The organism is Pantoea sp. SM3, from assembly GCF_000963995.1.
In the GTDB taxonomy this organism is placed as follows: Bacteria; Pseudomonadota; Gammaproteobacteria; order Enterobacterales; family Enterobacteriaceae; genus Pantoea; species Pantoea rwandensis_B.
The window spans coordinates 88,841-108,145 of sequence record NZ_JZRD01000039.1 but is presented as its reverse complement, the minus strand read 5'-3'; the positions used below and the strand labels follow the sequence as shown (position 1 = coordinate 108,145).

General features: G+C 53.1%; 14 protein-coding genes and 8 tRNA genes. 4 read left to right on the top strand and 18 right to left on the bottom strand.

Features of this window, described 5'->3' with window-relative positions:
- Positions 1 to 236 precede the first annotated feature (236 nt).
- The 5 genes from lnt to miaB form a co-directional block, all read right to left on the bottom strand.
- The gene (gene lnt / locus VI01_RS20945; protein WP_045816509.1) at positions 237 to 1,763 is read right to left on the bottom strand and encodes an apolipoprotein N-acyltransferase; all 1,527 of its coding nucleotides are present in this window, start codon (positions 1,761 to 1,763) and stop codon (positions 237 to 239) included.
- Positions 1,764 to 1,767: 4 nt separating this feature from the next.
- Entirely contained in the window at positions 1,768 to 2,649 is an 882-nt protein-coding gene (corC, locus tag VI01_RS20940) for a CNNM family magnesium/cobalt transport protein CorC (protein ID WP_034829075.1), read from the bottom strand.
- Positions 2,650 to 2,733: 84 nt separating this feature from the next.
- Entirely contained in the window at positions 2,734 to 3,207 is a 474-nt protein-coding gene (ybeY, locus tag VI01_RS20935) for an rRNA maturation RNase YbeY (protein WP_045816508.1), read from the bottom strand.
- Positions 3,204 to 4,277: a PhoH family protein gene (locus VI01_RS20930; RefSeq protein WP_038648284.1), complete on the bottom strand. Its 1,074-nt coding sequence runs from the start codon at positions 4,275 to 4,277 to the stop codon at positions 3,204 to 3,206. The genes ybeY and VI01_RS20930 overlap by 4 nt, the downstream gene beginning before the upstream one ends.
- A gap of 332 nt (positions 4,278 to 4,609) precedes the next feature.
- Positions 4,610 to 6,034: a tRNA (N6-isopentenyl adenosine(37)-C2)-methylthiotransferase MiaB gene (gene miaB / locus VI01_RS20925; protein WP_045816507.1), complete on the bottom strand. Its 1,425-nt coding sequence runs from the start codon at positions 6,032 to 6,034 to the stop codon at positions 4,610 to 4,612.
- 169 nt (positions 6,035 to 6,203) lie between these two features.
- On the opposite strand from miaB, the gene ubiF reads away from it, so the two are divergent.
- Positions 6,204 to 7,376, top strand: coding sequence for a 3-demethoxyubiquinol 3-hydroxylase (gene ubiF, locus VI01_RS20920; protein ID WP_045816506.1), 1,173 nt, complete (start codon positions 6,204 to 6,206; stop codon positions 7,374 to 7,376).
- A gap of 85 nt (positions 7,377 to 7,461) precedes the next feature.
- Here ubiF and VI01_RS20915 read toward each other — a convergent pair.
- From VI01_RS20915 to nagB, 13 genes are all read right to left on the bottom strand, one after another.
- Positions 7,462 to 7,536, bottom strand: a tRNA-Gln gene (locus VI01_RS20915).
- 27 nt (positions 7,537 to 7,563) lie between these two features.
- A tRNA-Gln gene (locus VI01_RS20910) sits at positions 7,564 to 7,638 on the bottom strand.
- A 29-nt stretch (positions 7,639 to 7,667) separates the two neighbouring features.
- Positions 7,668 to 7,742: transfer RNA gene (locus VI01_RS20905), tRNA-Gln, on the bottom strand.
- A gap of 6 nt (positions 7,743 to 7,748) precedes the next feature.
- Positions 7,749 to 7,825: transfer RNA gene (locus VI01_RS20900), tRNA-Met, on the bottom strand.
- Between the two features lie 28 nt (positions 7,826 to 7,853).
- Positions 7,854 to 7,928, bottom strand: a tRNA-Gln gene (locus VI01_RS20895).
- Positions 7,929 to 7,962: 34 nt separating this feature from the next.
- Positions 7,963 to 8,037 (bottom strand) — tRNA-Gln (locus VI01_RS20890).
- A gap of 21 nt (positions 8,038 to 8,058) precedes the next feature.
- Positions 8,059 to 8,143: transfer RNA gene (locus tag VI01_RS20885), tRNA-Leu, on the bottom strand.
- 7 nt (positions 8,144 to 8,150) lie between these two features.
- Positions 8,151 to 8,227 (bottom strand) — tRNA-Met (locus tag VI01_RS20880).
- Positions 8,228 to 8,442: 215 nt separating this feature from the next.
- The gene (gene asnB, locus VI01_RS20875; protein WP_038648273.1) at positions 8,443 to 10,110 is read right to left on the bottom strand and encodes an asparagine synthase B; all 1,668 of its coding nucleotides are present in this window, start codon (positions 10,108 to 10,110) and stop codon (positions 8,443 to 8,445) included.
- 330 nt (positions 10,111 to 10,440) lie between these two features.
- Positions 10,441 to 11,193 carry an HAD-IIA family hydrolase gene (locus tag VI01_RS20870; RefSeq protein ID WP_034829095.1) on the bottom strand — a complete coding sequence of 251 codons (753 nt, stop codon included), beginning with the start codon at positions 11,191 to 11,193 and terminating at the stop codon, positions 10,441 to 10,443.
- Positions 11,194 to 11,232: 39 nt separating this feature from the next.
- On the bottom strand, positions 11,233 to 12,453 hold the full coding sequence (locus VI01_RS20865) for an N-acetylglucosamine repressor (RefSeq protein WP_034829098.1): 1,221 nt from the start codon (positions 12,451 to 12,453) through the stop codon (positions 11,233 to 11,235).
- A 7-nt stretch (positions 12,454 to 12,460) separates the two neighbouring features.
- Positions 12,461 to 13,609, bottom strand: a complete 1,149-nt coding sequence (gene nagA, locus VI01_RS20860) for an N-acetylglucosamine-6-phosphate deacetylase (protein ID WP_045816505.1) — start codon at positions 13,607 to 13,609, stop codon at positions 12,461 to 12,463.
- 60 nt (positions 13,610 to 13,669) lie between these two features.
- The gene (nagB, locus tag VI01_RS20855; RefSeq protein ID WP_034829102.1) at positions 13,670 to 14,470 is read right to left on the bottom strand and encodes a glucosamine-6-phosphate deaminase; all 801 of its coding nucleotides are present in this window, start codon (positions 14,468 to 14,470) and stop codon (positions 13,670 to 13,672) included.
- 342 nt (positions 14,471 to 14,812) lie between these two features.
- On the opposite strand from nagB, the gene nagE reads away from it, so the two are divergent.
- The 3 genes from nagE (at position 14,813) to VI01_RS20840 (ending at position 19,286) form a co-directional block, all read left to right on the top strand.
- Positions 14,813 to 16,837, top strand: a complete 2,025-nt coding sequence (nagE, locus tag VI01_RS20850) for an N-acetylglucosamine-specific PTS transporter subunit IIBC (RefSeq protein ID WP_045816530.1) — start codon at positions 14,813 to 14,815, stop codon at positions 16,835 to 16,837.
- Positions 16,838 to 16,988: 151 nt separating this feature from the next.
- A complete protein-coding gene (gene glnS, locus VI01_RS20845) occupies positions 16,989 to 18,656 on the top strand; it encodes a glutamine--tRNA ligase (protein ID WP_038648266.1) in 1,668 nt (555 codons plus the stop codon).
- A gap of 234 nt (positions 18,657 to 18,890) precedes the next feature.
- Entirely contained in the window at positions 18,891 to 19,286 is a 396-nt protein-coding gene (locus VI01_RS20840) for a hypothetical protein (protein WP_034829107.1), read from the top strand.
- Positions 19,287 to 19,305 lie beyond the last annotated feature (19 nt).

Genomic DNA, 19,305 nt, shown 5'->3' with positions numbered 1-19,305 from the left:
CCATTGCGCCGTTTCGGTGCGTGTCAGTGCCAAATAATAGTGCGTGAACATGGCATTACGCTGACAAAACGCTGATGTTGATAAAATCACTGAAATAATTAGCAATGATCGTGCCAGTACGGTGAAATGCGCGAAAAAGCCAGCAGAGAATCTGGTAAAGCGTAGCCGATGGGAGCGGAAAACAGCGCAAAAAAAGGCGAAGTGAGCACTTCGCCTGTCAGAATGTGATCGGAGTGTCAGTGGCGGCGACGAATAATCGCAAGGACGATGCCGAACAACGTCAGAATCCATACCGGCCAGATGCCTGCTTTGGCATAAGGGGTTTCACCGGTGGTGGGTGTGACCCTGGCTTCCAGCACGTCACGCGTGAACTGCGGGATCTCTTTTTCAACCTCGCCGTTGGCATTCACCACCGCCGTGACACCGTTATTGGTGGATCGCAACAGCGGACGGCCCAGTTCCAGTGCACGCATACGCGCCATCTGGAAGTGCTGCCATGGGCCGATGGAGTGACCGAACCAGGCATCGTTAGACACCGTCAGCAGGAAATTGGTATTAGGGCGGAAGTTAGCGCGTACCTGCTCGCCCAACACAATCTCGTAGCAGATGGCGCTGGTGAGGTCATAACCCGCCACCTTCAACTGCGGCTGCACATAGGCGCCACGGCTGAACGACGACATTGGCAGATCGAAGAACGGCGCCAGCGGACGCAGCAAGTCTTCAAGCGGCACAAACTCCCCGAACGGCACCAGATGGTTTTTCTGATAACGGTTATGGCTTTGGTAGCTGTAAGGTTGCTCGCCGCCCAGCACAATCACGGAGTTGTAATCGTGGTAGCGGTTATCCCCTTCAACGCGTGAATCGACAATCCCGGTAATTAACGCGCTGCCGCGCTCGCGCAGTTCTGCGTCCAGCGCTTTGAGGAACGGCTGCTGATTGCTTTCCAGGTCGGTAATCGCCGATTCAGGCCAGATAATGATGGGCGCTTTGCCCATAAAAGGCTGGCTGTAAGAGGTGTACACGCGCAACGTATTCAGCAACTGCTGCGGATCCCACTTCATCGACTGTGGAATGTTGCCTTGCACCATCGCCACATCCACGCTGCGTTCCGGCAACGGCTGATACCATTGCAACATGCGCAGTGGCCATGGCAGCAGCAACAATACTGCGGCGGCCACCAGGCTCTTCACCGTGCGATGATAAAGCGCATGCACCAGCAGACCGGCGATCATCATTAACAGGAAAGTGATGGTTTCGACGCCTGCCAGCGGCGCAAGGCCTTTGAGCGGACCGTCGATCTGGCTATAGCCGAACTGCAGCCACGGGAATCCGGTCAGAATCCAGCCACGCAGAAATTCGCTGATTTGCCACAATGCCGGTGCAGCTAACACCAGACGCCACAAGGTCGCGCGGGGCCACAGGCGATTAAGTACCGCCGCAAACAGCATCGGATAGATGGCGAGATATGCGGCCAGCAATATCACCAGGAAGACGTTAACCGGGCCGGGCATACCGCCGAAGGTGGCGATGCTGACGTAAACCCAATTAATGCCACTGCCGAACAGACCAAAGCCCCAGACGAAGCCAATCGCGGCGGCTTGTGGGCTGCGGCGATCCAGTAGCAGCAACTGCAGACCCGCCAGGGAAACTAATGCGGCAGGCCAAAAATCGTAGGGAGAAAAGGAAAGGGTGCCAACGGCACCCGTAATCAAAGCCAGCAGCAGGCGAACCCGCTGCTGCGAGTAAAGAGAGGCTAAAGCCATAAAATTATTCGTCTTCCAGTTGCGGTTGTGGAGAGTCTTCCGGAATTTTCACATGCACCTGGATGATACGGCGGCTGTCGGCCATCGCGACTTTGAATTGGTAACCATCAATGTCGATGCTCTCACCGCGCGCGGGAAGGTGGCCGAATCCCTGCATCACCAGACCGCCAATGGTATCCACTTCATCATCACTGAAGCTGGTACCAAATACCTCGTTAAAATCCTCGATAGGCGCAAGCGCACGTACGGTATAGGTATGGCGGTTTAACTGACGGATATCACGATCTTCTTCATCGTCATATTCATCTTCAATTTCACCGACAATCAATTCGAGGATATCTTCAATCGTGACCAGCCCGGAAACGCCACCGAATTCGTCAATGACGATCGCCATATGATAGCGCTGGGAACGGAACTCTTTCAGCATGCGGTCGACACGCTTACTTTCAGGCACGACAACGGCGGTGCGCAGCACTTTCTCAATGCTGAAAGGTTCAGACGCGCTGCTCATAAACGGCAGCAGGTCTTTGGCCATCAAAATGCCTTCGACGTGGTCTTTATCTTCGCTGATCACCGGGAAGCGTGAGTGAGCGGAATCAATAATCACCGCGAGACACTCTTCAAGGCTTTGATTGCGTTTAAGGGTGATCATCTGGGAGCGCGGGATCATGATGTCACGCACACGCTGTTCGGCAATATCCAGAACCCCTTCGAGCATGTCGCGGGTGTCCTGATCGATCAGCTCTTTTTGCTCAGAATCGCGGATCAGTCCCAGTAGCTCATCACGGTTTTTAGGTTCACCGTGAAAAAGTTGGTTAATTAACAGGGAGAAAAATCCCTTTTTACTACTGGGTGCGTCGCTGTTTTGAGAATGGTCGTCGCTCATGGCGTTTTTATTTCGTTCTCTCTGGTGAGGGAAAGGAACTGCTGGCATCCGCGCCAGCAGCGCAATAACCTGAACCTAAGGGGATCAGGCGTCTTCTTTCTCCGAAATGTACGGGTCAGGATAACCAAGAGCAAGCATTATCTCGGTCTCCAGCGCCTCCATTTCTTCGGCTTCTTCGTCTTCAATATGGTCATAGCCCAGCAGATGTAGCGTACCGTGGACCACCATATGAGCCCAGTGGGCTTCAACGGTTTTGCCTTGTTCTTCCGCTTCTTGCTCAACAACCTGACGGCAAATAATCAGGTCGCCCAGCAGTGGCAACTCCATCCCGGGTGGCGCTTCAAACGGGAAAGAGAGCACGTTGGTCGGCTTATCCTTACCGCGATAAGTCAGATTAAGCTCATGACTCTCCGCTTCATCCACCAGACGGATGGTAACTTCGCTTTCCGGCTGGAAAGGCGTAACGGCGGCTTCGAGCCAGCGCTGGAAAGCAGGTTCGGCTGGCAGGCCATTTTCATCGGCACAGGCCAACTGTAAATCTAAAATCACCGCGCTCATGAAGGCTCCTGCGGGCTGGATGGGGCGGCAAGTTGAGACGCCAGCGCTTCACGCTTGCGCTCTTCTGCCAGTTTGTCACGGCGTTTCTGATCGGCTTCTTCCCACGCTTCATAAGCATTCACGATGCGTGCGACAACCGGATGACGCACCACGTCTTCGCTGTGGAAAAAGTTAAAACTGATTTCATCGACTTCCGCCAAAACCTCAATGGCATGACGCAGGCCGGATTTGGTGCTGCGCGGCAGGTCAATCTGTGTGACGTCACCGGTGATCACCGCTTTGGAGTTGAAACCGATACGTGTCAGGAACATCTTCATCTGCTCGATGGTGGTGTTCTGACTCTCATCGAGAATCACGAAGGCGTCATTGAGTGTACGGCCGCGCATGTAAGCGAGCGGGGCCACTTCAATGACATTGCGCTCCATCAGCTTTTCCACGCGCTCAAAGCCGAGCATTTCAAACAAGGCATCGTAGAGCGGACGCAGATAAGGATCGACTTTCTGGCTCAGGTCTCCCGGCAGGAAGCCCAGTTTCTCACCGGCCTCTACCGCAGGACGCGTCAACAGAATACGGCGAATTTCCTGACGTTCGAGGGCATCAACAGCAGCGGCCACCGCCAGATAGGTTTTACCGGTACCGGCTGGACCCACACCGAAGGTGATGTCATGGTCGAGGATATTCGCCACGTACTGTGCCTGGTTTGGCGTACGAGGTTTAATCACACCACGCTTGGTTTTGATGTGTATCGCCTTACCAAACTCCGGCACGCTTTCGGCGGTTTGCTCCAGTACACGGCTCTCTTTGATCGCCAGATGCACCTGGTCCGGTTCAATATCCGGGATTTGGCCACGCACAGGTGCGGTGCTCACGTACAGGTCACGCAGAATGTTGATGGCCGCGTCGACGCTGAGCGATCGGCCCACCAGTTTGAAATGGTTGTCCCGACGGTTGATCTCGACACCGAGGCGTTTTTCCAGCTGCTTCACATTGTCATCAAACGGACCGCACAGGCTCATCAGTCGGCGGTTATCAGCCGGTTCAAGGGCGATTTCACGAGTTTCGATATTCAAATGAATCCTTTGGGTCACTCAGGGCCAGTTGAAGAAGGTGTATCCAATGCTTCATTACAGACATAAGCATCTATACCCGTCATATTTCAAGGTGCAGGTGCGTTGGCTGCACTCATTCACCCCAGTCACTTACCGGAGTAAGCTCCAGGGGATTCACTCCCTTGCCGCCTTCCTGAACCTTGAATGATTTAGGGTATATACGGAATTATTTATGGGGCAAGGCCCGGCTGCAAGTTGCAAAAGCGATATTTGGGCGTTGCAGGTGGAATGCAAGGGGCACGGGATGAAACGGGCGGCAGCATCTTGTGCACTGCCGCGCAAAGCGTGGGATATCAAGGTTGGTAGAGACCGACACCGATGTCATTTTCACGGCGCGTACGGGCTATGACGGCATCGGGGCTTTGGCTGACACGCAAGGCCATTTCATCTTCGGTGCGGATCAGTTTGCCGCGCAGCGAGTTGGCATGAACATCGACAATTTCTACGTCGACAAACTTACCGATCATTTCAACAGGCGCTTCGAAGTTCACCACGCGGTTGTTGTCGGTGCGCCCGGTGAGTTCCATGACATTTTTACGTGAGATACCTTCAATCAGCACTCGCTGCGTGGTGCCGAGCATGCGACGACTCCACGCCATCGCCTGCTGATTGAGGCGATCCTGCAGAATATACAGGCGCTGCTTTTTCTCTTCTTCCGAAACATCGTCAGGCAAATCAGCGGCAGGCGTACCCGGACGGGCCGAGTAGATAAAGCTGAAGCTGACATCGAAATTCACGTCGCCCACCAGTTTCATGGTCTGCTCAAAATCCTGCTGCGTTTCGCCAGGGAAACCAATGATGAAATCTGAACTCATCTGAATATCAGGACGTGCTTTCTGCAGCTTGCGGACGATGGCTTTATATTCCAGCGCGGTATGCGCACGCTTCATCAGCGTCAGGATACGATCGGCACCGCTCTGAACGGGTAAGTGCAGGAAGCTCGCCAGCTCTGGCGTGTCACGGTAGACATCAATAATGTCATCAGTGAATTCAATCGGATGGCTGGTGGTAAAGCGGATGCGGTCGATGCCATCAATGGCCGCCACCAGACGCAACAGTTCCGCGAAGCTGCAGAGCTGGTCATCAAAGGTCGTGCCGCGATAGGCGTTGACGTTTTGGCCCAGTAAATTCACTTCTCGCACGCCCTGCGCAGCCAGTTGCGCGATTTCCAACAGAATATCGTCACAGGGACGGCTCACTTCCTCGCCTCGGGTGTAAGGCACCACGCAGAAAGTACAGTATTTGTTACAGCCTTCCATAATGGAGACAAAGGCCGTCGGGCCTTCTGCACGCGGTTCTGGCAGACGGTCAAATTTCTCGATTTCCGGGAAGCTGATGTCAATCACCGGGCTTTTCGTCCCGCGCACCTGATTCAGCATCTCTGGCAAACGATGCAGCGTCTGTGGACCAAACACAATATCCACGAAATTGGCGCGTTCACGCAGGCGTTCACCTTCCTGCGAAGCGACACAGCCGCCGACGCCAATAATCACGTCAGGATTGATCGCTTTCAATTTCTTCCAGCGTCCTAACAGGGCGAAAACCTTCTCCTGCGCCTTCTCACGGATCGAGCAGGTGTTGAGCAGCAGTACATCCGCCTCTTCAGCATCCTCGGTCAGGGTGTAACCGTGCGTGCTGTTCAGCAGATCGGCCATCTTTGATGAATCGTACTCATTCATCTGACAGCCCCAGGTTTTAATATGCAGTTTTTTGGTCATCGAACTAGCCATTGATTCAGAGCAGGGAAGTGCAGGGCGCGTATTGTAATGCTTTGCTGCTGTTGTGACCAGCACAGCAGGGCCTGAGATTGTGCAGCAAATTTCCGGTACACTTTATCTATCAACGTGATGACGTGAGCTAACACGGCAAGCAGAAGGATTAGAGTCAATGCAGGATTCACATTTTGATGTGGTGGTGGTGGGCGGCGGTATGGTCGGTGCCGCGCTGGCTTGTGGACTGGCACAGCAGCAATTTCGTGTGGCGGTGATTGAACGTGCCGAACCCGCTGCGTTTAATGCCGCAAGCCCGCCCGATGTTCGCATTTCCGCGATTGGAGCCTCGTCGGTAGCACTGCTGCGTCAATTGAATGTGTGGGAACGCGTGCAGGCGATGCGCTGTGCGCCTTATCGCAAGCTCGAAACCTGGGAGTGGCAAAGTGCACATGTGACCTTTGATGCCGCCTCGCTGGGCTTGCCTGAGCTGGGATATATGGTGGAAAACAGCGTGCTGCAACGCGCGCTGTGGGAAAAGATGCAGGAAGAGGGGATCACGCTGATCTGCCCCGCCAGCCTGCAACAGCTTCAATCGCATCGCGGCGGCTGGCAGGTTCAGCTGGATAATGGCACCACGCTGGATACGCGGCTGGTGGTTGGCGCGGATGGCGCCAACTCGCGCGTGCGCCAGCTGGCGGGAATTGGGGTGCGTGGCTGGCAATACGCGCAGTCCTGCATGCTGATTAGCGTCGAATGTGAGCATGATGCGGGGGATTCGACCTGGCAGCAATTTACGCCAGAGGGGCCACGTGCTTTTCTGCCGCTGTTTGATCGCCATGCTTCTCTGGTGTGGTATGACGCACCGGCGCGTATTCGCCAGCTACAGGCGTTGCCATTGTCACAGCTTGAAAAAGAGATTCACGCCCATTTCCCGGCACGCGTTGGGCGGGTTCAGGTCAAGAAAGCTGCCTCATTCCCTTTGGTTCGTCGCCACGCTACCCGCTATGTCTTGCCAGGATTAGCGCTGGTGGGTGATGCGGCACACACCATCAATCCCCTCGCGGGACAGGGCGTCAACCTCGGCTATCGTGACGTTGATGCATTAATCAATACGTTGGTGGAAGCGCGCAGCCAGGCACAGTTGTGGTCATCGGACGCGGTGTTACAGCGTTATCATCGTCAACGTTATAAAGATAATTTGCTGATGCAGGGTGGGATGGATCTGTTCTATTTTGCCTTTAGCAACACGCTGGCCCCATTGCGTTTTGTGCGTAATCTGGGATTGATTGCAGCGGAGAATGCCGGAGCGCTGAAACGTAAGGCGCTGAAGTACGCGTTGGGCCTATAGGTGTCAGAGCGTCGCAAGGCGCTCTTTGTTTTAACCGGAAGCAGAAAACAATAAAGCCCGCAAAAGCGGGCTTTATTGTGCAATTTGGCTGGGGTGCAGGGATTCGAACCCCGGAATGCTGGTATCAGAAACCAGAGCCTTACCGCTTGGCGACACCCCAATAATGCGTTTTCAAATTGTCTTTAATTGGCTGGGGTGCAGGGATTCGAACCCCGGAATGCTGGTATCAGAAACCAGAGCCTTACCGCTTGGCGACACCCCAATTAATGGCGTTACAAATTTTCTTGAATATGGCTGGGGTGCAGGGATTCGAACCCCGGAATGCTGGTATCAGAAACCAGAGCCTTACCGCTTGGCGACACCCCAAAAATTTGGTGGCTACGACGGGATTTGAACCTGTGACCCCATCATTATGAGTGATGTGCTCTAACCAGCTGAGCTACGTAGCCTGAGTTTACTGCTTACTGCTTCCGATAATGGCTGGGATACCTGGATTCGAACCAGGGAATGCCGGTATCAAAAACCGGTGCCTTACCGCTTGGCGATATCCCATCTGTCGACTCGCATCCACGAGTAAATATCGGATTGGCTGGGGTACCAGGATTCGAACCTGGGAATGCTGGTATCAAAAACCAGTGCCTTACCGCTTGGCGATACCCCATCCGGCTGCCGAAGACTGAAATGGTGCGGGAGGCGAGACTTGAACTCGCACACCTTGCGGCGCCAGAACCTAAATCTGGTGCGTCTACCAATTTCGCCACTCCCGCGAAAAGATGGTGGCTACGACGGGATTTGAACCTGTGACCCCATCATTATGAGTGATGTGCTCTAACCAGCTGAGCTACGTAGCCATCTTTTTTCGCTAACCTTCATCGGCGTTGCGGGGCGCATTATGCGTATTGAGCTTTGTAGCGTCAACAAGTTTTTTGCCGTTTTTTGCCTTAAAACGCCTGTTTGACTGGCTTGTAACCAGGGTGGCGATTTATTCAGCAGTTTTCTATCGTAACATCGGCGATGAAAACAAAAAGGGGCCTTTACAGACCCCTTATCCTACTCATTCACAAGCTTATTTGTAGGCGGACTGATGCACACCTACAGCACGACCAGATGGGTCATCCATGTTTTTGAAGGCTTCATCCCACTCAATCGCTTTTGCAGATGAACAGGCAACAGATGGACCGCCCGGTACACACTCTGCCGCGCTGGCGATCGGGAACAGCTCTTCAAAGATTTCGCGGTACAAATACGCTTCTTTTGAGTTCGGCGTGTTGTACGGGAAACGGAAGTGCGCGGTAGACAGTTGCTGATCGGTAATCTGCTTCGCTGCCACCTCTTTCAGGCTATCGATCCAGCTGTAGCCTACACCATCAGAGAACTGCTCTTTCTGACGCCATGCGACGCTCTCCGGCAGGTAAGAAGAGAAGCACTCACGCAGAATGTGTTTCTCCATCTTGCCGTTGCTGCCACACATTTTGTCTTCCGGGTTGATACGCATCGCCACGTCGAGGAATTTCTTGTCGAGGAACGGCACGCGCGCTTCAACGCCCCATGCAGACATCGCTTTGTTGGCACGCGCACAGTCAAACATGTGCAGCGCCAGCAATTTACGCACGTTCTCTTCGTGGAATTCCTGAGCGTTCGGTGCTTTGTGGAAATACAGGTAGCCGCCAAACACTTCGTCCGCGCCTTCACCAGACAGCACCATTTTGATGCCCATTGCCTTGATTTTACGCGACATCAAATACATCGGCGTTGAGGCGCGAATGGTGGTGACGTCATAGGTTTCAATGTGGTAAATCACATCGCGAATCGCATCCAGACCTTCCTGCACGGTAAAGTGAATCTCGTGGTGCACGGTGCCCAGATGTTCCGCCACGGATTTGGCCGCTTTCAGATCAGGTGAGCCTTCCAGACCGACAGCAAAAGAGTGCAGCTGTGGCCACCAGGCATCACTTTTGTCTTCATCTTCCACACGTTTTGCCGCAAAGCGCTTGGTCACGGCAGAAATGATGGAGGAGTCGAGGCCGCCAGACAGCAGCACGCCATAAGGCACGTCAGACATCAGGTGGCTTTTCACTGACTCTTCCAGCGCATGCTTCAGACCCGCAGCGTCAGTGGTGTTCTCTGCAACGGCAGAGAAATCCATCCAGTCGCGCTGCCAGTAACGACGGATTTCGCCATCGCTGCTGCACAGGAAGCTTCCCGGCGGGAATTCTTTAATGGTGCGGCAAACCGGCACCAGCGCTTTCATTTCTGAGGCGACAAACAGGTTACCGTGCTCATCGTTGCCCATGTACAGTGGGATAATCCCGATGTGGTCACGGCCAATCAGATACTGCTGCTTCACGCTGTCCCACAGAATAAAGGCGAACATGCCTTGCAGATCATCCAGGAAATCGAGACCTTTTTCCTGGTACAGCGCGAGGATCACTTCGCAGTCAGAACCGGTCTGGAACGCATAACGATCGCTCAGTTCAGCACGCAAAGCCTGATGGTTGTAGATCTCGCCGTTCACGGCCAGTACGTGGGTGTGGTCAGCGTTGTACAGCGGCTGTGCACCGTTGTTAACGTCAACAATCGACAGGCGCTCATGCACCAGAATGGCGTTGTCATCGGCATACACACCAGACCAATCCGGGCCACGGTGACGCATCAGACGGGAACACTCCAGCGCTTTCTTGCGCAATTCAACAGGATCGGTTTTCAGATCCAGCACACCAAAAATCGAACACATAACTGACTCCTGATCTCACCTTGCGGCGATGTTATTTCTACGTTTGTCCGGCAGCCTTGACTGCGTGATGTATAAGAAAATGCGCTATCTGGTGGTGTTAACGCAAGTGAAATTGCGATCTTTTGATAAAAAGATTGTTGCTATGGCTCAAAAATTGAATTTTATCTAATTAAATGCCGATTAAATTAGATGGTGTCTAATGAATTGGCGTTTTGGATGATTTCCTGCGCAATTAACCTTGCACTGAATCATGATAAAGGGATGCAAAAACAAACGCCCTGCTCACAGGGCGTGCGGGCAGGGCGATAAGTAAACGCGATAAGAGCAGGTTTAGAACAGGTCGATATCGGCCACTGAAGGGTAAATCCAGTCAGGGCGGAAAGGCATCGCATCAATGTCACTCAGCGTCGAAACCCCGGAGAGCACCAGAATGGTTTCCAGTCCCGCCTGGAATCCGGCCAGAATATCGGTGCGCAAGTTATCGCCGACAATCACCGTTTCTTCCGAGTGGGCATGCATCTTATTAAGCGCAGCGCGCATGATATACGGGCTCGGTTTGCCGACATAAAACGGTTTGCGACCAGAGATGGTTTCGATACCGGCGCAGAGTGCACCGCAGGCTGGCACAAAACCGCGTGCATGGGTATCCGGGTTGGTGGCGATAAAGCGTGCGCCATTGGCCACAAAGAAAGCCGCTTTGTGCATCATTTCCCAGTTAAAGGAGCGCGTCTCCCCGACGATCACAAAATCGGGATTCACATCGGTGATGGTAAATCCGGCTTTATACAGTTCATGAATCAGCGCGCCTTCGCCAATCACGTAGGCTTTTTTGCCTTCCTGACGACGCAGAAAATCGGCGGTCGCCATCGCCGAGGTATAGAACACCGAATCCGGTACCTCGACACCCGCATTGGCAAAACGGTTTGCCAGATCCTGAGCGGTTTGCGACGGATAGTTGGTCAGCACTACCAGCGGCATCTCTTTTTCAAGGATGCGCTGCAGAAACTCATTCGCGCCTTTCACGGCGGTATTGTCGTGCATCAACACGCCGTCGATGTCACAGATTACGCTTTTGATGGTCATATTAGTTTCCGGTCGGGCCCGCCAGACGGCAGGCTTCAATTATTCTTCCAGCAGGTGCTGCAGCAAAATACCATTCAGCATCGCACGTTTCGCCAGGGCAAAGGCGCCAATAGCGGAACGGTGATCCAGTTCGGAACGAACCACCGGCAGGTTTTTGCGGAAGGCATTCAGCGCCTGGGTATTAATGCAGCCTTCAATCGCCGGGAACAGCACTTTGTCTGCGTCGGTGATTTCCCCCGCCAATACCACCTTTTGTGGGTTGAACAGGTTAATGGCAATCGCAATCGCTTTCCCGAGATAACGTCCTACATACTCAATCACTTCGCAGGCCAGCGCATCGCCCTGGTTGGCGGCACGGCAAATTTGCGGCATCAGGCAGTTATCCAGCGTCAGCGTGCTGGGATAGCCCTGGTTGAGCAGATGGCGCACGCGATTTTCAATCGCGCCATTGGCGGCAATAGTTTCCAGGCAGCCAAAGTTGCCGCAGTGGCAGCGCTCGCCCAATGGGTCAACCTGGATATGGCCAATTTCCCCCACGTTGCCGTTGCTGCCGAGGAAAATATGGCCGTTAGCGATGATGCCCGCGCCGGTACCGCGGTGTAAACGCACCAGAATGGAGTCTGCACAGTCGCGACTTGCACCGAAATAGTGCTCCGCCAGCGCCAGGCTACGGATATCGTGACCGACAAAGCTGGTGACGTTAAAGCGTTTCTGTAAGCTGGATACCAGCGGCCAGTGGCTGACAGCAATGTGCGGCATATAGCGAATAATGCCGTTAATCGGGTCTACCAGGCCCGGCAGAATCACCGCGATCGCGATTAATTCATGAATCTTGCGTTGATGCGCCGCCATAAATGCCGTGATGGCATTGAACAGCGCATTCTCCAGCGTTTCTTGGGTGCGCTCAGGCAGGGGATAATCTTCCTGCGCCAACGATTTGCCGCTCAGATCGAATAATGTCAGCGTGGCATCATTGCGTCCTAAGCGAACGCCTATGGTATGAAAATGGCGAGTTTCGGTAATGATGGAAATGGCGCGGCGACCACCGGTAGAGGCTTGTTGCTCTACCTCTTTGATCAGGCCGCGCTCAATAAGCTGGCGGGTAATTTTCGTGACGCTGGCGGGCGCAAGCTGGCTGAGATCGGCGATCTGTATGCGCGAAATCGGCCCTTGTTGATCAATTAGCCGATAAACGGCTGCGCTATTGAGTTGTTTGACAAGATCGACATTTCCTATTTGAGTCTGGCCGCCAGTGGTCATTCAGTACTTACTCGCTGAGGACGTCGTCTCCATTGACTAACGTCTTAATGATTTGATAATCGCGGGTAAAGACAGTGAGATTAGCGACTTTTCCTGCTGTCACTGAACCCAGCTGTTTTTCCACACCCATTGCCTGGGCCGGGTAGAGCGTTGCCATACGCAATGCTTCATCCAGCGCGATACCACAATGTTCTACGCTGTTTTGCACCGCTTCAATCATGGTGAGCGCAGAACCGCTTAAGGTACCGTTTTCGTCAACGCAAAGGCCGTCACGATAGTATATTGTTTTGCCTGCAAAAATGAATTTATCAATCGACGCGCCGGCAGGTGCGGTTGCATCCGTTACCAGCACCAGCTTGTCACCTTTGATACGCTTTGCATTGCGCACGTTAGCGTAGTGGACATGTAAACCATCCGCAATAATGCCGCAGTATACATCAGGTGAATCAAACAGCGCACCGATCAGTCCAGGCTCACGACCGGCGAAGGTCGGCATGGCATTATAAAGGTGAGTGGCAAAAGAGACACCCGCACTAAAGCCCGCTTTGGCTTCTTCATAAGTGGCGTTTGAATGGCCCGCAGAAACAATAATGCCGGCATTGCGCAGCTTGGCAATCACCTCGGCACCGGCGTTTTCTGGTGCCAGCGTCACTTTGGTAATCACATCCGCGTTAGCGCAGAGAAAATCGACCATCTCCGCATCGGGCAGACGAATCAAATCGGGATTGTGGGTGCCTTTTTTGGCTTTGTTCAACCATGGGCCTTCCAGATGCAGGCCTAACGCCTGATTCGGATGTTTTGCCAGATAGGCACGCATGGTTTCGATGGCACGCTTCATCAGCGCATTAGTGCTGGTGATCAGCGTTGGCAGATAACTGGTGCAGCCTGATTTTTCGTTGGCACGCTGCATGATTTCCAGCGTTTCCACGCTCAGCGCATCGATATCATCGTTAAACTGCACGCCGCCGCAGCCGTTTAACTGCAAATCAATAAATCCGGGAGCGATAAACGCACCAGCCACATCCTGCTGTGCCATCGTTGCATCAAGCGCATCTCGTGGGCACACGCGCTCAATCAGGCCATCTGCAATCACCACGGCATGATTGTCCAGAATTTCATGACCGGTAAAAATCCGGCCGTTCACTAATGCGTACATCGTTTTTCTCTCCCGGCTAAGCCTGCCACCTTAAGGCAGCAGGTTTTTCACAACGTGTTCTCACACACCTTTCATATTTTCCGCTTCCATTTCGCGGAAATATTTCACGGTTTTCACTTTCAGTTCCATGGTGGCCGGTTCGTCACACACCACCACAGATTTCGCATGCAGCTGCAGGCAGCTGATGGTCCACATATGATTAACGTTACCTTCTACAGCGGCCTGCAACGCCTGCGCTTTCAGATGGCCCGTCACCAGAATCATCACTTCTTCAGCATCCAGCAGCGTACCCACACCCACGGTCAGAGCGTATTTTGGCACCTGATCGACATCGCCGTTAAAGAAACGCGAGTTGGCGATGCGGGTATCGTGCGTCAGGGTTTTAATGCGGGTGCGGGAAGAGAGTGAAGAAGCCGGCTCATTAAAGGCAATGTGTCCGTCGTTGCCCACGCCGCCCATGAACAGATTAATTTTACCGTAAGAGCGAATCTTCTCTTCGTACTGGCGACATTCTGCGTCAATATCTGGCGCATTGCCATTCAGAAGATTGATATTTTCTGGTTGGATATCAACATGATCGAAAAAGTTGCGGTACATGAAGCTGTGGTAGCTTTCCGGATGCTCTTTTGGCAGGCCCACGTATTCGTCCATATTGAACGTCACCACGTGCTTGAAACTAACCTGGCCCGCTTTGTGCATATCAATCAGGTGCTTGTAAGCTTCCAGTGGCGTACCACCGGTTGGCAAGCCCAGCACGAAGGGACGTTCTGCGCTAGGCTTAAACGCATTAATGCGGTTAACAATGTGGCGTGCAGCCCATTTACCCACCTGGGTCGGTGTGGCCAAAGGGATCAGTCTCATGTCTTCACCTCAATTAAGATTAGGAAAATGTTGTCGCCGATGCTGGTTTAGGTTGCTGCCATTAAGCGTAATCTGTTTAAGCGCAACCAGCAGGGAAAAGTGCGACTTGATATTTTTCATCATAAAATAAGTTTGTGGTGGTGGCTAGCATTTCGCAGTAATAAACGTCCATTATGGTGATTAAAGTCACAGTTACTGTGGTTTTAATTTGCGAGGCGAATTAATTTATCTTTACACTGCGCCTCGTGGTGAAAGATGTCATCAAGGTACCGGGCGTAGGGATAATAAAATCAACCCACGCTACGGCAAACGCCAGTCTCATAGGGGGAGAAAAAGGTGAGTATTTTAGGATATCTGCAAAAGGTCGGCCGCGCGCTTATGGTGCCGGTAGCGACACTGCCGGCAGCGGCAATCTTGATGGGGGTAGGATATTGGATTGATCCAGACAGCTGGGGTGCAGGCAATGCGCTGGCCGCTCTGCTGATCAAGTCCGGTTCTGCCATTATCGAAAATATGTCAGTGCTGTTTGCCATCGGTGTGGCTTACGGTATGTCCAAAGATAAAGATGGTGCGGCCGCGTTAACCGGCTTCGTGGGCTTCCTGGTGGTGACGACACTCTGCTCACCTGCTGCGGTGGCGATGATTCAGAAGATCCCGGTCGATCAGGTGCCTGCTGCCTTCGGCAAGATCAATAACCAGTTCGTGGGTATTCTGGTCGGTATTCTCTCTGCTGAAGTGTATAACCGCTTCAGCCATGTTGAGCTGCCCAAAGCGCTGTCGTTCTTCAGCGGGCGCCGTTTGGTGCCGATCCTTGTCTCATTCCTGATGATCGTTGTGGCGTTTATCCTGATGTACATCTGGCCAATCATCTTCGGCGGCCTGGTGAACTTCGGTGAGCACATTCAGAAAATGGGCTCGGTGGGCGCAGGGGTGTACGCCTTCTTTAACCGTTTGCTGATTCCGGTCGGTCTGCATCACGCACTGAACTCCGTATTCTGGTTTGACGTGGCAGGCATTAACGATATTCCTAAGTTCCTTGGCGGTGCACAATCTATCGCGAATGGTACGGGTATCCCGGGCATCACCGGTCGCTATCAGGCGGGCTTCTTCCCGATCATGATGTTTGGCTTACCGGGTGCAGCATTGGCTATCTTCCACTGCGCACGTCCAGAAAACCGCGCGAAAGTCGGCGGTATCATGCTGGCTGCGGCCTTCGCGGCCTTCTTCACGGGTATCACTGAACCGCTGGAATTCTCCTTCATGTTCGTGGCGCCGGTGTTGTATGTGATCCATGCCGTATTGACCGGTATCTCGGTATTTATTGCTGCGAGCATGCACTGGATTGCAGGCTTCGGCTTCAGTGCCGGTTTGGTGGATATGGTGCTGTCAACGCGTAACCCGCTGGCGGTGAATTGGTGGATGCTGATCCCACAAGGTCTGGTGTTCTTCGCCATCTACTATGTGGTGTTCCGTTTCACTATTCAGAAATTCAACCTGATGACCCCGGGCCGCGAATTGTCTGCGGGTGATGAAACTGATGGTTATGACGTCAACGTCGACCATAGCGGTAATGGTGAAAGCCAGACTGAATCACTGGCACGCCGCTACATTGCTGCCATCGGCGGTTCAGACAACCTGACCAACATCGATGCCTGCATTACCCGTCTGCGTCTGAACGTCAAAGACTCAGCCCAGGTGAATGAAGGCGTGGCGAAACGTTTGGGTGCATCCGGTGTGATTCGTTTGAACAAACAGAGCGTGCAGGTGATTGTCGGCACTCAGGCTGAAAGCATCGCCTCCGCAATGAAAACGGTACTGAGCAAAGGCCCGGTTGCTGCGGCTTCCGCTCCTGCCGCCGCTGCGCCGGTCGCGACTAAACCCCAGGCCGTGCTGAACACTGAAAAAGCGGTGATTGCTACGCTGGTGGCACCGGTGACCGGTGAGATTGTCGCGCTGGACGCGGTGCCGGATGAGGCGTTCGCCAGCAAAGCGGTGGGCGATGGTCTGGCAATCAAACCAACGGACAAAACCGTGGTGGCACCGATTGCCGGTACCGTGGTGAAAATCTTCAACACCAACCATGCGTTCTGTCTGGAAGCCGCTAACGGCGTTGAGATCGTGGTACACATGGGCCTGGACACCGTGGCGCTGGAAGGAAAAGGCTTCACACGTCTGGTGGAAGAGGGGGCAACCGTCACTGCCGGTCAGCCGATTCTGGAGATGGATCTGGACTTCCTCAACGCCAACGCGCGCTCAATGATTAGCCCGGTGGTGGTCAGCAACAGTGACGATTTCGCCGGACTGAATCTGCTGGCAAGCGGTTCAGTGGTTGCAGGTGTGACACCGTTGTATGAAGTGAAAAACTAAGTCCTTGTGATTTAGCCAGAAGGCAGGAAGCAATTCCTGCCTTTTTTGTTTTAAAACGACCAACAAACGGTTGTTTCCCTCCTGCGCTTTGTGGATCATACTCCGTTACTTCGTGGTACAAATCACCCGCTATTGTTTTGAGGATTTTGAGATGAGTGAGGCTGAAGCCCGCCCAACGAACTTTATTCGTCAGATCATCGACGAAGACTTGGCGAGCGGTAAGCACAGCAGTGTGCATACCCGTTTCCCGCCTGAGCCCAATGGTTATCTGCATATTGGCCATGCGAAATCTATCTGCCTGAACTTTGGTATCGCCCAAGATTATCAAGGACAGTGCAACCTGCGTTTTGACGATACTAACCCGGTGAAAGAAGACCTGGAGTTCGTTGAATCCATCAAGCGTGACGTGCAATGGCTGGGCTTTGAGTGGAGCGGCAACATTCGTTACTCCTCAGACTATTTCGACCAACTGTTTAACTACGCCGTTGAGCTGATCAATAAAGGTCTGGCTTACGTTGATGAGTTGTCGGCGGAAGAGATCCGTGAATATCGCGGCACTCTGACTGCGCCGGGTAAAAACAGCCCGTACCGCGACCGCAGCGTGGAAGAGAACCTCGCGCTGTTCCAGAAGATGCGTGATGGCGGTTTCGAGGAAGGTAAAGCGTGTCTGCGTGCCAAAATCGACATGGCATCCAGCTTCATTGTGATGCGCGATCCGGTGCTGTACCGCATTAAGTTTGCCGATCACCATCAGACCGGCAGCAAGTGGTGCATCTACCCGATGTACGACTTCACGCACTGCATTTCGGATGCGATCGAAGGCATTACCCACTCATTGTGTACGCTGGAATTCCAGGACAACCGTCGCCTCTATGATTGGGTGCTGGACAACATCACCATTCCGCAGCATCCGCGTCAGTACGAATTCTCGCGTCTGAATCTGGAGTACGCGGTGATGTCGAAGCGTAAGCTGACGCAGCTGGTCACCGAGAAAGTAGTGGAAGGCTGGGACGATCCCCGCATGCTGACTGTTTCAGGTTTGCGCCGTCGTGGTTACAGCGCGGCCTCGATTCGTGAATTCTGCCGCCGCATCGGCGTGACTAAACAGGACAACATCGTTGAGATGGCGTCGCTGGAATCCTGTATTCGTGACGATCTCAATGAGAACGCACCACGCGCGATGGCGGTACTCGACCCGTTGAAAGTGGTGATCGAAAACCTGCCCGCCGGCCACGAAGAAACGCTGACCATGCCTAATCATCCAAACAAGCCGGAGATGGGCACGCGTGAAGTGTCGTTCAGCCGTGAAGTGTGGATCGATCGCGCTGACTTCCGTGAAGAAGCCAACAAACAGTACAAACGTTTGGTTCTGGGCAAAGAAGTGCGTCTGCGCAATGCTTATGTGATTCGTGCTGAGCGTGTGGCGAAAGACGAAGAGGGTAACATTACCTGCATCTATGCCACTTGTGATGTCGATACCCTGAGCAAGGATCCGGCGGATGGTCGCAAAGTGAAAGGTGTGATCCACTGGGTTTCCGCCATTCATGGACTGCCAGCTGAGTTCCGTCTTTACGACCGTCTGTTCAGCGTGCCAAACCCAGCGGCGGCTGAGGATTTCCTCACCACCATTAACCCGAACTCGCTGGAGATCAAACAGGGCTTCGTGGAGTCAGGTTTGCGTGAAGCGGCTACTACCGCAGCTTATCAGTTTGAACGTGAAGGCTATTTCTGTGCCGATAGCGTCTACTCACAGCCGGGTAAATTGGTGTTTAACCGCACGGTTGGACTGCGTGATACTTTCGCGAAGATTGGCGAGTAATATCTTTCGTCGATAGCACAATATGATCATGAAAGGGCGAGCAATCGCCCTTTTTTATTGCCTGTAATTCGCCACGGGCAATGAATTATGCTGAAGGCGGCAAGCTGTGCTTGTTGTCTATTTTGCGACAATTCTGACTTTAGCAAAATTAACCCATTTGCGAGTGTGAAAAATTGTATTTCAGGTAGGCTATGCGCTCTAAATAGAGCTCTGCGGGTTATCAAAGGAAAAAAAATGACAAGTCTCGCCCTGGAAGCTAAGCATAGCGTGGTGGTATTACATCAGCTTATTGAACGTGTTTTTAACCAGGTAGAAGGCAGTGATGACAGCATGGAACTGCTTTTGTCCCACTTTCACCCGGATTTCAAAATGGTGACGCCGCTGGGTAAGCAGCTGGATCTGAATGAGACTGAAGTGCTGTTTCGCAAACTGCACGGTCAGCGGGAAGGGCTGCGCATTGCCACCAGTGAGCATGCCATCATTTCTCAACAGAGCCAGGAAGTGACGATTCAGTATCGTGAACTGCAGATGTTGAACGGCACCAATCAAACGCGCATCTCTTTGGCTGTGCTGGATTGCAGCACCACCATTCCTCGCTGGCGCTACCTCCACGAAACCTTTATCGCTTGATAACAGGCATAAAAAAACC

Coding starts and splice junctions, on each gene's coding strand:
- lnt (WP_045816509.1), bottom strand. CDS start 1,763: ATGGCTTTAGCCTCTCTTTACTCGCAGCAGCGGGTTCGCCTGCTGCTG.
- corC (WP_034829075.1), bottom strand. CDS start 2,649: ATGAGCGACGACCATTCTCAAAACAGCGACGCACCCAGTAGTAAAAAG.
- ybeY (WP_045816508.1), bottom strand. CDS start 3,207: ATGAGCGCGGTGATTTTAGATTTACAGTTGGCCTGTGCCGATGAAAAT.
- miaB (WP_045816507.1), bottom strand. CDS start 6,034: ATGACCAAAAAACTGCATATTAAAACCTGGGGCTGTCAGATGAATGAG.
- ubiF (WP_045816506.1), top strand. CDS start 6,204: ATGCAGGATTCACATTTTGATGTGGTGGTGGTGGGCGGCGGTATGGTC.
- asnB (WP_038648273.1), bottom strand. CDS start 10,110: ATGTGTTCGATTTTTGGTGTGCTGGATCTGAAAACCGATCCTGTTGAA.
- VI01_RS20870 (WP_034829095.1), bottom strand. CDS start 11,193: ATGACCATCAAAAGCGTAATCTGTGACATCGACGGCGTGTTGATGCAC.
- VI01_RS20865 (WP_034829098.1), bottom strand. CDS start 12,453: ATGACCACTGGCGGCCAGACTCAAATAGGAAATGTCGATCTTGTCAAA.
- nagA (WP_045816505.1), bottom strand. CDS start 13,609: ATGTACGCATTAGTGAACGGCCGGATTTTTACCGGTCATGAAATTCTG.
- nagB (WP_034829102.1), bottom strand. CDS start 14,470: ATGAGACTGATCCCTTTGGCCACACCGACCCAGGTGGGTAAATGGGCT.
- glnS (WP_038648266.1), top strand. CDS start 16,989: ATGAGTGAGGCTGAAGCCCGCCCAACGAACTTTATTCGTCAGATCATC.
- VI01_RS20840 (WP_034829107.1), top strand. CDS start 18,891: ATGACAAGTCTCGCCCTGGAAGCTAAGCATAGCGTGGTGGTATTACAT.